This window comes from Loktanella sp. DSM 29012 (assembly GCF_900110705.1).
GTDB classification, from domain to species: domain Bacteria; phylum Pseudomonadota; class Alphaproteobacteria; order Rhodobacterales; family Rhodobacteraceae; genus Loktanella; species Loktanella gaetbuli.
In genome coordinates this window covers 441613-455374 of sequence record NZ_FOEJ01000002.1, presented here as the reverse complement: position 1 = coordinate 455374, position 13762 = coordinate 441613, and the positions used below count along the sequence as shown (strand labels likewise).

Below are 13762 nucleotides of genomic sequence, written 5' to 3'. Positions count from 1 at the left end.
GCGTGACGTGATCCGTTCTGTTCTGTGTCTGACGGCCCTGGTTGCCACTGCCGCCTGTGCGCCGCGTGTGCCCGATAGCGGCGCGGCGGCCGTGATGGCAAGCCAACGCGCCGCGCAGCAGGCGCAGGCGCCGGCAACCTTCAGCGCACCTTCCGCTGTCGCTGCAGCGCCGCTTGGTGCCGACAATCAGGCGGTCGCGTCCTCTGAACTGGCCGCATTGGGCATCGGTGCGGGTGCAGCCGCCGCACCAGAGCAGGTCGGCCCGCCGCTGTCGGCAGTCAGGGTGCAGCAGGTCGCATCGAACAATGCAGCACTGTCCGACGAAAACAGCTTTGACGCGGTGGCATCGCGCGAAACGATCGAATCCGATGCGCAGCGCCGCGCGCAACTGGCTGCACAGCGACAGGTCGTCATGCCGACTGCAGTGCCGAACCGGCCAGCCGATACCGGACCGAATATCGTCGAATACGCCTTGTCCGCGCCCAATCGCAAAGGTCAGGAATGGTATTCGCGGTCCATCTTTGCCAGTCAGCGCACGTTCGAACGCAATTGCGCCGAATATAATTCGCCCGATGCAGCACAGCGCGATTTCCTGGCGCGTGGCGGGCCGGAACGCAATGCGCGCGGGCTTGACCCCGACGGCGACGGCTTCGCCTGTGGCTGGGACCCGGCACCGTTCCGCCTTGTGGCGACTGGCAACTGACCCCGATCCGGCATCCGTCCCCAAACTGCGGGCCGCGGCGTGACGGTGCCGTGCCCGATATCATCGTGCTGCATTACACCGCGATGGCGGATCACGCTGCCGCTGCCCGTGTGCTGTGTGATCCCGCGCGAGAGGTATCGGCCCATTACCTGATCGGCACCGACGGCGAGGTGCTGGCCCTGGTGCCAGAGGACCAGCGCGCGTGGCATGCGGGGGCCGGGCGCTGGGGCTGCGTGACGGACGTGAACAGCCGGTCCATCGGGATCGAGATGTCCAATATCGGCACCTGTCCCTTTGCCGCGGCGCAGATGGATGCACTGTGTGATCTGGTGGCCGGCATCATGGGGCGTTGGAACATTCCCGCACACCGCGTCATCGGCCATTCCGACATGGCACCGGGGCGCAAGATCGATCCCGGCGCGCGATTCGACTGGCGCAGGCTGGCGCTCGAGGGTCTGTCGATCTGGCCTGAACGGGCCACGCCGGGGGATTTCCGCGCGGACCTCGCGCGGTTTGGCTATACGGCGGATGTGGACGACGACACGCTGCTGGCGGCGTTCCGCCTGCGATTCAGACCGCGCCATACAGGGCCGCTGGACGACACTGACCGCGCGCTTGCCGCCGATCTGGCGGCACGGTTTGGCGTTGACGCAAAGGGTTCGCCCCAGTAACGCAAACCCGACACGGATGGCCGGGTGATCGCGGCCGCGCAAGCGGTCGAGGAAAGTCCGGACTCCATAAGGCACGGTGCCGGGTAACGCCCGGCGGGGGTAACCCCAGGGATAGCGCCACAGAGAACAGACGGCCACGCATGCGTGGTCACGGTGAAACGGTGGGGTAAGAGCCCACCGCGCGACTGGCAACAGAAGCGGCACGGCAAGCCCCACCGGGAGCAATGCCAAATAGGGGCCTCGTGCCGGAGCGATCCGGCAGGGACGCCTGACCCGAGAGGCCCGGGTTGGCAGCCAGAGGGTCGTCGGTAACGACGGCTTTAGACGAATGATCATCCAACCGCAGTAATGCGGGGGACAAAATCCGGCTTATAGGCCATCCGTGTCATCTCGCGCCATGCGCCCGCCCTAAACCAAAGCAGAATTGACCGATGGTCGGGGTGCAGGTAATTTAATGATCGAACTTGTCTTTGGGGGGCTAAGTATGACGCGTCTCGGCCAACCGACTCGGACAGGGTGCACCGCTGACGCAATCGACCGTGATGATGCGGCGTTGGTCGGTGTTATGCCGCAAAACCAGTCCCTGACACTATCATTGCTCGCCAGTTCGCCAGACTGCGTGAAATTGCTGAACCTGGACGGCAACCTCATATTCATGAGTTACGCCGGACAGGGTGCGATGGAAATCGACGACGTCGATGTGATTCTGGGTCAGGATTGGTGGGCGCTGTGGCCCGAGGCCGAAACCGACCGACTGCGGGACGCCGTGCAGGCGGCGGCAGGCGGTGAGACATCGGAATTCGTGGCGTTCTGCCCCACGGCCAAGGGCACACCGCGCTGGTGGGCTGTGACGGTGTCACCGGTTCTCGAGGCGGATGGCACGGTCGGCAGGGTGCTGGCGGTGTCGCGGGATGTGACGACCCTTGTGGATCGTCAGACCGCGTTGGAGGCAGCCCTGGCAGAAAGCGAGATGTTGCGCCGCGAGGTCGATCATCGGGTCAAGAACAGCCTGAGCCTGGTGTCGAGCATGCTGAACATGCGGGCCCGCGCGTCCGACGATGAAAATGTGCGTGAAGCACTGGCTGACGCCGCCATGCGGGTGCGCACCATCGCGTCGGTACATGACAAGCTGCACCGCGCCATGTCGGACGAGGTGGGGCTGGACGAATACCTGTCATCGCTATGCGCGGATATCCAGCAAAGCATCGGCGGAACCGTCAGGCTGGATTATGCGGGGTTGGGCCCGGACCTGCGGGTGAAATCCGAGGTCAGCCTTGCATTGGGATTGATCGTGGCGGAACTGACCGGGAATGCCTTGCGCCACGCGGAACTGGGGCTGGACGGCGTGATCGGTGTCGATCTCATCCGGCCGTCCGACAACAGCCTTGCGTTGTGCGTGCGCGACAACGGCTGCGGTCTGGCTGCGGATTTCTCGCTGGACGGCGCGGGCATGGGCATGATGGTGGTGCAATCCATGGCGGCCAAGATCGGCGGCGCACTGGATTGGGTCGCCCTTCCCGAAGGGGGAACCATGTTCCGTGTCGGGTTTGATCTGTAATCTGACCTCTTTTGCGGTTGACTCGGCCCCCGCGCCAGTTAGAAGGCGGACTTCAAGAGATATGATCCGCGCGCGCGAAGCGTCTGCGCCGCGAACAGGAGAGACACCATGGCGAAGCCAACCACGATCAAGATCCGCCTGAACTCCACCGCGGGCACAGGCCATTTCTACGTCACCAAGAAAAACGCCCGTACCATGACCGAAAAGATGGTCATCAAGAAGTACGACCCCGTTGTGCGCAAGCACGTGGAGTACAAGGAAGGCAAGATCAAGTAATTGATCCGCATCTGACGATTACGCTGGGCCTCGCAATTGCGGGGCCTTTTGCGTTTCAGGTGTCGGCGTTCTTGCCCCGCCACATGATGAACAGACCCGCCAGCACGATCAGGCCGGACCCGATCCATGTGGCTGCATCGGGGCGTTCTCCGAACAGCGCAACGCCCAAGGCGATCCCGAACAGCAGGCGGCTGTAGCGGAATGGTGTCACGGCGGACACGTCACCCGTGCGCATTGCGCGCATCAGGCAGGTATAGGCGATCACACCGGCTGCGATGGTGCCTGCCAGCCAGAGGGCTGTCGTTGCCGTCACCGCACGCAACGCAAAACCGTCCCACACGGTGTAAAGCACGCCCGCGATGACCAGTGCGCAGAACCCGTAGAACCCCAGCAGCGTGGTGCTGACCGTCAGCGGTGCCGCACGGCTGGCCAGATCGCGCCCGGCAAACCCGGCCATGCCGATGACCGCCAGCAGCGACAGGGCGCTGAACCCGTCCGTGCCGGGACGGATGATGATGACGACGCCGATCAGGCCGATGATGATGGCGGTCCAGCGTCGCCAGCCGACGGTTTCGCCAAACAGCAGCGCGGCACCCGCGACGACGACCAGCGGGGTGGCTTGCAGGATGACAGTGGCGGCAGACAGCGGGATCAGCGCAATCGCCAACCCGTAGAACAGCCGGCCCGTGATTTCGAACAGGACGCGGATACGCATGGGCCGCGACAGCACGTCCGGCACGAACAGCGGTTGGCCCATCCGTTGCGCCCGCAGGGCAAAGACAACGGCACCGCCCACCCCAAAGATGATGAGGATCTGCCCCAGCGGCAGGGTGGTGGCCGCGGCCTTGATGAACGCATCCTCGACCGCAAAGAGCGCCATCGCGCAGACCATGTAGGCGCTACCGATCAGGTCGGCACGGCGGGCGGTGGCAATGGCAGTCATGGGGCGATCCTGATGCGGGGCAGAGTCAGCCTAGCGTGCGACCACGCAACAAAAAAGGCCGGTCAGCTGACCGGCCTTTGATAACGGGTATGTCGTGCTGATTATTCGCGGTTGCCGAACAGTTGCAGCAGGAACATGAACATGTTGATGAAATCGAGGTACAGGTTCAGCGCACCCATGATCGCCGATTTCGCCAGCCACTCGCTGTCGCCATGCTGGGCGTGTGCGATGTAGTCGTTCTTGATCTTTTGTGTGTCATAGGCTGTCAGACCCGCAAAGATCAGCACACCCAGAACGGAAATCGCCAATTGGACAACGCCCGACCCGAGGAAGATGTTCACGATGCTGGCGATGATCAGGCCGACAACACCCATGATGAGGAAGCTGCCCCAGGCCGAGATGTCACGTTTGGTCGTGTAGCCGTACATCGACAGCGACGCAAATGCGATCGCGGTGATCAGGAACACCTGGATGATCGACACGCCGGTGTAGACCGCAAAGATCCACGACAGCGAAATACCCATCAGCGCCGCAAACGCGTAAAAGAACGTCTGTGCACCGGCAGCGGACAGTTTGTTGATCATCGCGCCAAAAGCGAACACCATGACGAGGGGGGCGAACATCACGACCCATTTCAGCGGGCTGGTCCACAGCGTCGCGCCGAATTCGGTCAGATAGGTGCTGGACCCGATCTGGTAGGCGGTCGGTTCGGTCGAAATCGCCAGACCCGAGATGGCCCAGGCGGCGAGTGCCGTAATCAGCATGCCCACGGACATGATGCCGTAGACCTTGTTCATGTGGGCGCGCAGCCCTTCGTCGATCATAGCCGTGCGGGAGGTGCCCGCGCGGGGGATCGTCTGGTATTGTGCCATTGAGACCTCCTGCAAAAACGTTGCGCCGGATTTTTCGACGCTCGTGCCCGATATTGGCAGGTTGCCCCCTTATTTCAAGTGGTATGGACCTGAAATCGGAGTGATCGGCAGGCCCGAAACCCTCAGGCGCGCCAGTGACGCGGAGAGTCCCAGACAGGCTGCGCTGTGTCGGCTGCGATCTGGGCGCGGGTCAACCCGATGTCGCGCAACTGCGCGTCGGTCAGCCGGTGCATCGTCCGGCGTTGGCGAAATGTCCGGTCGGCGGCAATCAGGCGTGCAAACAGGCCAAGTCGGGGTGTTCTGGCCTGCAAATGCCGTTGTGTTAGGGTCGTCATGATATCATCCTGTGTGAAGTGAATTGGTCAATCTATCTCGATGCTTGATATCTGGGCGCGGTTTATCCATAGTTCAAACGAATATCTCTGAATTGTCGTATCAAGGATTGTGATATGCCCCGGAACATCGATATGACGGCCTTGCGATCCTTTGTCGCGGTGGCGGACTGCGGCGGCGTGACCCGTGCGGCGGGAATCCTGAACCTGACGCAATCGGCGGTGTCGATGCAGTTGCGCAGGCTAGAGGATTCGCTGGGCCTGACCCTGATGGACCGGTCGGGGCGGACCATCGGGTTGACGGCGGCGGGCGAACAATTGCTGGGATACGGGCACCGGATACTGGCGCTGAACGACGAGGTATTCGCCCGGCTGACCGCACAGGAATTTTCCGGCGAAATCCGTCTGGGCGTGCCGCATGACATCGTTGATCCCTATGTGCCGCGCGTGTTGCGCGCGTTTTCGACCGAATTTCCGCGGGTGCGGGTGCAGCTGATATCGGCCCCCACATTGCAGCTGCGCGACATGTTCGATCGGGGCGCATGTGACGTCATCATCACTACCGAGGCCGTCCCCGGTCCCGAGGCCGAGACCCTGACCGAGATCCCCTTGGCATGGGTCGGGGCCATCGGGGGCACGGCCTGGCGCACGCGCCCCCTGCGGTTGGCCTATTGCAGCAATTGCGTCTTTCGACCCGGGGTGATCCGGGCGCTGGAACAGGCCGAAATCGCATGGGAACTGGTCGTGGAATCGGATGGTGATAGCGCGGTCAACGCCGCTGTCAGTGCCGATCTGGCGGTGCAGGCGGTCATCAGGACCGACATTTCCCGCCAGCACGAGGAAATCGCCCACGGCGGGGCCTTGCCCGACCTGGGCCGGACCAAGATTGCGATGTATGCCCAGGGGGGTGACGCGCCGGTGCTGACGCGCCTGTCGGAACTGGTGCGCGCAACCTACGGCCAGCGCGAACCGGCTATGGCGTGATCACGACCTTGCCGGTGGCCTGACGGTTGGCCAGCAGGTCCAGACCTTCGCCCGCGCGGTCCAGCGGCGAGACATGGCTGATGTGCGGACGCAGCTTGCCCTGCGCATAGAGGTCCATCAGGTCCGACAGGCTGTCGGTCAGCGCATCGGGTGCGAATTTCAGATAGCCGCCCCAGTAGAACCCGATGACGGTGATGTTTTTCACCAGCAGGATGTTCGCGGGGATCTGCGGCACGTCACCGCTGGCAAAACCGATGGCGATGACCCGCGCCTCGCGGTTGCAGGCCGACAGGGCAGCCTTGAACGCGTCGCCGCCCACGGGGTCATAGACCACATCGACACCGCCCAGCGCCTTAAGCTGCGATTTAAGGTCGCCGTCAGTGCTGTCGATCAGATGATCGGCGCCGGCCTCGCGGGCGACCGCCAGCTTGTCCGCGCCGCGTGCCACGGCGATGACCCGCGCGCCCAGCGCCTTGCCGATTTCCACCGCCGTCAGGCCCACGCCGCCTGCGGCCCCCAGCACCAGCAGGGTTTCCCCCGGTTGCAGGCGCGCGCGGCGCGTCAGCGCCAGATGTGACGTGCCATAGGCCACCTGGAATCCGGCGGCGACGGTATCGGGCATGGCGTCCGGCACCGGGCGACACAGGGCGGCAGGAAAGGTGGCGACGTCAGCGAGGCCACCCTGACCGCCGAACACGGCCACGCGGGTGCCGATGGCGGGGCTGTCCACGCCCGGACCGTGTGCGATCACGGTGCCGCAAACCTCCATCCCAAGGGTAAAAGGCGGTTCCGGCGTGTCCTGATAGGTGCCTTTGGCCATCAGCATGTCCGCGAAATTCAGACCGCAGGCGGCGATTTTGACCGCGACCTCACCCGCAGCGGGAGAGGGGGTTTCGACCTCTGCCAGGGCTGGCTGGGCGTCGAAGGTCTGGATCTGGAATGCGCGCACAAGGTCACCTTTTGGTCTGCTGTTGCGGCCAGCGGACTGCCTATTCGATTTGGTGTCAAGACGGGCGCACCTATCCGTTCGGATGGGTGACATGACCTTTTAGCCAACTTGCCCCATGGTTGTGCGCGGGTAATCTGTCGTCACTGGCTGCAACCATGACTTGTTTGGTGTGGCCGGGGGTTTGTGTGCCAGGCCCGGGCTTTGCTGATGGTCCCGCGTGTCCAGCGCGAATTGGCCGGGTCGATTTATTTACGATTGAGGGAAGAGAATGAAGCACGAAGTTGATGTCCATGTCGGGAAACGTATTCGCCACCGGCGCTGGATGCTGGGCACCACGCAGCAGCAGCTGGCCGAGGCGGTCGGGATCAAGTTCCAGCAGATCCAGAAATACGAAACCGGCATGAACCGTGTCAGCGCATCGCGCCTTTGGGATATTTCCAAGGTGCTCGACGTGCCGGTTGCATTCTTTTTCGAAGGGATCGACCTGGAGGAGCAGGACAACCAGAAAGGCACGCCCGGCGACCTGTTGTCAGACAAGGAAGCGCTGGACCTGCTGCGGTCCTATTACGCGATCCCCGAAAACCAGCGCCGCCGTCTGTTCGACCTGGCGCGTGTCCTGAGCGACGCAGCCTGAGCCGGGTTTCAGGCCCTTTGCGGTTCGCGATGGCAAGTCAGCGGCAAGCGAAGTAGGTCCAAAGGCATGAATTATGCTGTTGAGGCTACATGATACCGCTGACTGACGAACTGAAATCGGACCTGCAAAAGGTTGCCTTTGCGGCAGCCGACGCCGCGCGGGACGTGACGCTGTCCTATTTCCGGTCTCAGACGCTTGAGGCTGAAAACAAGGACGCCGACGGGTTCGATCCCGTGACCCGCGCGGACCGCGAGGCCGAACTGGCGATGCGCGCTGTGATCCAGCAGGCCCGCCCAGACGATGGCATCCTGGGAGAGGAGTTGCCGACCGTGACGGGGCGCAGCGGGCTGATCTGGGTGCTGGACCCGATCGACGGCACGCGCGGGTTTATCAGCGGCACCCCGACCTGGGGCACGCTGATTTCGGTGGCCACCATCGGCGGACCGATTTTCGGTATCATCGACCAGCCTTTCATCAAGGAACGGTTCATCGGCGGTTTCGGTACGGCCGAGGTGCGCGGACCGCATGGCACCCATCCCCTGCGGACCCGGGCCAGTCGCTCGCTCGAAGCGGTGACGCTGCTCAGCACCTTTCCCGAAATCGGGACCAAGACGGAATATCGCGCGTTTCGTGCCCTGTCCGAGCGGGTGCGGCTGACGCGCTACGGGATGGACTGTTACGGCTATGCGCTGCTGGCGGCAGGGCAGGTGGATCTGGTCGTTGAGGCCGGCTTGAAAGCCTATGACATTCAAGCCCCGATCAGCGTGATCCAGGCGGCGGGCGGCATCGTGTCGAACTGGCAGGGTGGCGCGGCCTACAGCGGCGGTCAGGTCATCGCGGCGGCCAATGCTGATGTGCATGCGGTGGCGCTTTCGATCCTTCAGGATGCGTTGAATGACTGAACTGCTGCTGCGCGGTGCACAATGCGTCGTGACGATGGATGATGCGGGCAGCGAACACGCGACATGCGACATCCTGATCCGTGACGGCGTGATTGCCGGCATCGGGCGGGGTCTGGCGACCCGTGGTGACGTGGTCGATGTGGCGGGATGCGTGGTCACGCCGGGGCTGATCAACACGCACCACCACCTGTATCAATCGCTGACGCGTGCCGTGCCGGGCGGACAGGACGCGCTGTTGTTCGGCTGGTTGCAGACGCTCTATCCGATCTGGGCGCGGTTCGGGCCCGAAGACATGTTCGTATCCACCCAGACCGGGCTGATCGAAATGGCATTGTCGGGCTGCACCACGACGGCAGATCACCTGTATCTGTTTCCCAATGGTGCGCGGCTGGACGACACGATTGCCGCCGCCGCAGAGGTCGGTTTGCGGTTTCATCCCACGCGCGGTGCCATGAGCATCGGTGTCAGCGATGGCGGGTTGCCGCCCGATGTTCTGGTGGAACGAGAGGCTGCGATCCTGGAGGATTGCATCCGGGTCATCGACGCCTTTCACGACCCAAGACCGGGGGCGATGGTGCGGGTGGGCGTGGCACCCTGTTCGCCGTTTTCCGTCAGTCGCGACCTGATGCGGGACGCGGCGCTGCTGGCGCGGGACAAGGGGGTCATGCTGCACACGCATCTGGCCGAAAACGACGAGGATGTGGCCTATTCGCTGGCGAAATTCGGATGTCGCCCAGGGGAATACGCGCAGGATCTGGGCTGGACCGGTCCCGATGTCTGGCACGCGCATTGCGTGAAACTGGACGCGGCCGAGATTGACTTGTTCGCCCGCAGCGGCACCGGCGTCGCCCATTGTCCCTGTTCCAATTGCCGTCTGGGGTCAGGGATCGCGCCAGTGCGCGCGATGCTGGATGCAGGCGTGAACGTGGGGCTGGGCGTGGACGGATCGGCCAGCAACGACGCGGCCAATCTGATCGGCGAGGCGCGGCAGGCAATGCTGCTGCAGCGCGTGAGCCAGGGTGCCGACGCCATGAGCGCGCGTGCCGCCCTGCGGCTGGCGACACGCGGCGGCGCGCGGGTGCTGGGGCGCGATGACGTAGGCCAGATCGTGCCGGGCATGCGTGCTGATCTGGCGGTCTGGGATGTCTCGGGGATCGAGGCCGCTGGCAGTTGGGATGCGGCGGCGCTGGTCCTCGCGGGACCAACCCGCGTGCGGGATCTGTTTGTCGAGGGCCGCGCCGTGGTGCGCGACGGGCAAGTGGTGACCGTGGACACGGGCGCTGTGATCGCGCGGCAGAACATGCTCGCGGCAAGGTTGGCCGAACGGGCTTGATGAACCCGGATCGGTCTGCCGCTGGCAAAAATCGGCGCAAGATCGTGGCATGGGTAGGCGGAACGCATATTTCGTGGCAGATGGTCCGCCATGAAAATGTTTGCCTTGCCCCTGATCCTGTCATTGTCCGCCTGCGTGCCGGTCCCGGTGCCTGTCATCATGGTGTCGGATGGTGCGCCTCGGCAGGCCCTCGCTGGCAACACGCCCGCCTTTGCCGGATTTGACCGTCAGTTGGCCGCTGCAAGGGCGCAGGCCGGGCGTGCCCCGTTGGTGTCCAATGCGGCACTGGACCGGATGGCGGCGGGTTTTGCCGCAGAACTGGCGGCGCGTCGGGCGCTCACGCACCGCGACAGGACCGGCGGCAACGCCATGGCCCGCGCCCGTCGTGCCGGGGTTGCGGCCTGCGGCGTCGGCGAAAATATCGCACAGGGCTACGGCACGTCCGATCAGGCCTTTGCGGGTTGGATGGCCTCACCCGCGCACCGCCGCAACATGCTGAACGCGACCTACACCAACTACGGGATCGGCAGCGCCGACGGCTATTGGGTCATGGTGATGCTGCTGCCGTGTTAGAGGCCGAACATGCTACCGATCCAAGAAAGCCATTTTAAATAGCCAGATTGGGCCATTGAGAGCACTGGCCAGAGTACCTTGGATATGAGCCAAAGAATGAGCCCGATGGCAATGACGGGAAGCGTAATTATGAGCGCGCCACCTGTGACCGCCACAAGTCTGTTTGCAACGTCAGTCTCTGTCATATTTACCAAGCAATCCGCAACATAGCAGCGAAATCTTTCAGGTGCCAAAGTCTGTAGGCTTACAAGTGCGACAAGAAAGTGGATTGATGTTGGAATCAGTGTAGAAAAAACCATCAATGGCACCCAGTAAAGTCCAAGTGGGAATCCTGTTGAGTCTGACTGTGACGAATCTTTGAGCTCTTGAAATAAGTTATTAAGTGGAAAGAGCGTGATTTCGGCAAGAAAATTCAAGGTTGTGATTCCGAAAATAAGAGCTGCGCCCAGAAGAAAAAAGAGGAGGGAAGCTTCAAATAGATCAAGCAAGGCCAGGCCTACCGCAGATCTCTTTCTGATGCGTAATCCCCTTCTGATGAGGGACAGCGAGATTGCATATGAAAACGTATCAAAAATTGCATTAATAAGCGGAAAGAATCCAAAGAAAATAAATAGAGCTTTGTAGAGTTCAGGAATGCCTTGCCAGTCCACAGACAGGGCTAGCAATAGGAGGGTGGATAAAGTGACGATAGTCAGTATCGAGTAAGCGAGAAGGCGGTGGCCATTTCTGCTGGCATACCTCAACAAGGCTGCCGCCAGCACCACAATTACAAAAGCAAAAAAGAACGACTTTGCAAAAGCAACCTCACCTGCAACTGCGAGGGTTGTCGCGAATGCGACGGCTCCTAAGAATGCGACAGCTCCGGCAATATTCTCCGCAAATTCGAATGCTAACGCAACGGATACTGCGCCGCAGCCAGCGATTGCGAATGCGATGGCTACGTTCAGTGGAACAAGATCGACGGAGAAGGCCGCGAGCAAAATGATATACGACGCATAGGCAATGAGATCGGCCAAGGTCCATTGCATTTCACCCTTACTCAGACTTAGAGTCCAGACTGGGTTTGGCATCTTTGAAATTCGTAAGACGACAGAAGTAATACTTAGAAATATACAAGAAGTCCCAATTATATGAGACGCGCCATATGTATCTACCGATGGAACTATTGTAGCGCCGCCAATCTTGACAACATCGCCGCTAAATATCCATGGAATGAGCAAAAGCAAAAGTGGGTACGCTACAGCAATTAGCATCGCGCGGTCATAGAGCCTTGTTGTCAAAGCCGCGCGAAGGGACCTCATATTTCCAGAATTGCGTGGGGTAGGATAAGCATATCGAGCCCGAAGCCGAAAAACTGGGCGTGCTGTAATTCTTAGGTAGGCATCATTGAAATTCTCTTTGGATAGCCAAGCTGCTGTCAACTCCGACATTCTGGAGTCTTCTTCGATCACAGCCATCAAACCCAATATAGCAACGTAGACTCCAAGGGCTAATTTGACAAATATTGGAAATGGTGCGGCTGCGATAGCAACGATTAGTGCAAGAGGAGCAAATATACGTGTGGTAACGTTGCCCAGGCTGGGTGTTTTGCCATCTCTCTCTTGCATCAATCCGCATTTCCCCGAGTAATTAGGGCACTTTAATGTGAAGTGATGTTGATACAACCTTTTTCAACCCGCCGTCCTGCCACCCAGACGTCGCGGATGGCGCGGTCGTCGCCCATCATGAGCGTGGGGAACAGCGCCTCCCATATGTCGTCGGCGTTGGCGTGGCGCTGGGCGATGGCGGGGGTAGAGGCGAGGTCGAGCACGCAGAGGTCGGCCATGGCCCCCGTGCCCAAATGGCCGATCTGGCCGCCCATGTGCAGCGCCTGTGCTGACCCTTCGGTCGCCAGCCACATCAGTTGCGCGGGGTGCAGCGGCGTGCCGCGCAACTGCCCGATTTCATAGGTCGCAGCCATCACTCGCAGCATGGAAAAACTGGACCCGCCGCCGGTGTCCGTGGCCAGCCCGATCCGCAGGCCCGCGCTTGCCAGTCCCATCATGTCGAACAGGCCCGACCCGATGAAGGTATTGGAGGTCGGGCAATGGACGACAGCGGCACCGACCTCGGCCAGGCGGTCGATTTCGCGCGGTTCCAGATGGATCGCGTGACCATAGAGGCCGCGCGCGCCCAGCAATCCGTGCGCCTCGTAGGTGTCGAGGTAGTCGCGGGCATCGGGGTAGAGGTCGCGGACCCATGCGATTTCGTCGACCTGTTCGCTGAGATGCGTCTGCATCAGGCAATCGGGGTGTTCGGCCCAGAGCGCGCCAAGCGCCGACATCTGGTCGGGCGTCGAGGTGGGCGAAAAGCGTGGCGTGATCGCATAGGTCGCGCGGCCCTGACCGTGCCAGCGTTGCAGCAGACCCTTGCTGTCGTCGTATGCCGTTTGCGCGGTGTCGCGCAGGTCGTCGGGTGCATTGCGGTCCATGCAGGTCTTGCCGCCGACGACGGCCATGCCGCGGGCCGCTGCCGCCTGAAACCATGCGTCCACCGAGGCGGGGTGGATCGTGCAGAAACTGGTGAGCGTGGTCGTGCCGTGCGCGAGGGTGAGGTCCAGCGTGCGGCCTGCGATCATGTCGGCATAGGCGGGATCGCTGAATTTGGCCTCTTCGGGAAAGGTATAGGTGTTCAGCCAGTCGATCAGGCGTTTGCCCCAGCTCGCGATCATGGCGGTCTGGGGATAGTGCATATGCGCATCGACGAACCCCGCGCAGATCAGCGCGTCGCCATAGTCGATGACGGGTGCCTGCGGGTAACTCCGGCGCAGGGTTTCCGCGGGGCCGACATCCGAAATGCGCCCGTCGCGGATCAGGACCGCGCCTGCGCTGTCGTGACGGGTGGCAGCCTGCCAGTCGGCCAGGGCGTCACCGGTGAATTGCAGGGTTTGCCCCAGTAGAAGATGTTCTGCCATGTCCGCACCCTAAGTGGCGGCCCAAGCAGGCACAATCACCCCGATGCGCTGTTGTCGCCACGTCCGCGCAAGCTATGCT

At 62.0% G+C, this 13762-nt stretch carries 15 protein-coding genes and 1 other RNA gene; 10 read left to right on the top strand and 6 right to left on the bottom strand.

Features of this window, described 5'->3' with window-relative positions:
• Positions 1-7 precede the first annotated feature (7 nt).
• From BMX27_RS06930 to rpmG, 5 genes are all read left to right on the top strand, one after another.
• The gene (locus tag BMX27_RS06930; RefSeq protein ID WP_371260102.1) at positions 8-703 is read left to right on the top strand and encodes a hypothetical protein; all 696 of its coding nucleotides are present in this window, start codon (positions 8-10) and stop codon (positions 701-703) included.
• A gap of 59 nt (positions 704-762) precedes the next feature.
• Positions 763-1374, top strand: a complete 612-nt coding sequence (locus BMX27_RS06925; protein ID WP_177172677.1) for an N-acetylmuramoyl-L-alanine amidase — start codon at positions 763-765, stop codon at positions 1372-1374.
• Positions 1375-1386: 12 nt separating this feature from the next.
• Positions 1387-1762: RNase P RNA component class A (gene rnpB, locus BMX27_RS06920), an RNA gene on the top strand.
• Positions 1763-1828: 66 nt separating this feature from the next.
• Positions 1829-2932, top strand: coding sequence for a sensor histidine kinase (locus tag BMX27_RS06915; RefSeq protein WP_090159125.1), 1104 nt, complete (start codon positions 1829-1831; stop codon positions 2930-2932).
• 108 nt (positions 2933-3040) lie between these two features.
• Positions 3041-3208: a 50S ribosomal protein L33 gene (gene rpmG / locus BMX27_RS06910; RefSeq protein ID WP_008233681.1), complete on the top strand. Its 168-nt coding sequence runs from the start codon at positions 3041-3043 to the stop codon at positions 3206-3208.
• A gap of 55 nt (positions 3209-3263) precedes the next feature.
• Here rpmG and BMX27_RS06905 read toward each other — a convergent pair whose 3' ends face one another.
• From BMX27_RS06905 to BMX27_RS06895, 3 genes are all read right to left on the bottom strand, one after another.
• Positions 3264-4151, bottom strand: coding sequence for a DMT family transporter (locus tag BMX27_RS06905; RefSeq protein ID WP_090159124.1), 888 nt, complete (start codon positions 4149-4151; stop codon positions 3264-3266).
• A gap of 101 nt (positions 4152-4252) precedes the next feature.
• A complete protein-coding gene (locus tag BMX27_RS06900; protein ID WP_090159123.1) occupies positions 4253-5023 on the bottom strand; it encodes a Bax inhibitor-1/YccA family protein in 771 nt (256 codons plus the stop codon).
• A 122-nt stretch (positions 5024-5145) separates the two neighbouring features.
• Positions 5146-5358, bottom strand: a complete 213-nt coding sequence (locus BMX27_RS06895; RefSeq protein ID WP_090159122.1) for a YjiS-like domain-containing protein — start codon at positions 5356-5358, stop codon at positions 5146-5148.
• A gap of 114 nt (positions 5359-5472) precedes the next feature.
• Between BMX27_RS06895 and BMX27_RS06890 the strand changes: the two genes are divergently transcribed.
• The gene (locus BMX27_RS06890; protein ID WP_090159121.1) at positions 5473-6339 is read left to right on the top strand and encodes a LysR family transcriptional regulator; all 867 of its coding nucleotides are present in this window, start codon (positions 5473-5475) and stop codon (positions 6337-6339) included.
• Here BMX27_RS06890 and BMX27_RS06885 read toward each other — a convergent pair.
• Positions 6329-7288 carry an NADPH:quinone oxidoreductase family protein gene (locus tag BMX27_RS06885; protein ID WP_090159120.1) on the bottom strand — a complete coding sequence of 320 codons (960 nt, stop codon included), beginning with the start codon at positions 7286-7288 and terminating at the stop codon, positions 6329-6331. The genes BMX27_RS06890 and BMX27_RS06885 overlap by 11 nt on opposite strands.
• Positions 7289-7556: 268 nt before the next feature.
• Here BMX27_RS06885 and BMX27_RS06880 point away from each other — a divergent pair, with 268 nt between their 5' ends.
• From BMX27_RS06880 to BMX27_RS06865, 4 genes are all read left to right on the top strand, one after another.
• A complete protein-coding gene (locus tag BMX27_RS06880) occupies positions 7557-7922 on the top strand; it encodes a helix-turn-helix domain-containing protein (protein WP_090159119.1) in 366 nt (121 codons plus the stop codon).
• An 89-nt stretch (positions 7923-8011) separates the two neighbouring features.
• Complete coding sequence (locus BMX27_RS06875; RefSeq protein ID WP_090159118.1) at positions 8012-8824, top strand: inositol monophosphatase family protein; 813 nt, start codon at positions 8012-8014, stop codon at positions 8822-8824.
• Positions 8817-10157 (top strand): 8-oxoguanine deaminase, encoded by a 1341-nt coding sequence (locus BMX27_RS06870; protein WP_090159117.1) that lies wholly within the window; start codon positions 8817-8819, stop codon positions 10155-10157. The genes BMX27_RS06875 and BMX27_RS06870 overlap by 8 nt, the downstream gene beginning before the upstream one ends.
• 90 nt (positions 10158-10247) lie before the next feature.
• The gene (locus BMX27_RS06865) at positions 10248-10730 is read left to right on the top strand and encodes a CAP domain-containing protein (RefSeq protein WP_090159116.1); all 483 of its coding nucleotides are present in this window, start codon (positions 10248-10250) and stop codon (positions 10728-10730) included.
• Here the strand turns inward: BMX27_RS06865 and BMX27_RS16710 are convergent.
• The gene (locus tag BMX27_RS16710) at positions 10727-12337 is read right to left on the bottom strand and encodes a hypothetical protein (RefSeq protein WP_143056794.1); all 1611 of its coding nucleotides are present in this window, start codon (positions 12335-12337) and stop codon (positions 10727-10729) included. The genes BMX27_RS06865 and BMX27_RS16710 overlap by 4 nt on opposite strands.
• Before the next feature lie 32 nt (positions 12338-12369).
• Positions 12370-13683, bottom strand: coding sequence for a guanine deaminase (gene guaD, locus BMX27_RS06855; protein ID WP_090159114.1), 1314 nt, complete (start codon positions 13681-13683; stop codon positions 12370-12372).
• Between the last annotated feature and the right edge of the window lie 79 nt (positions 13684-13762).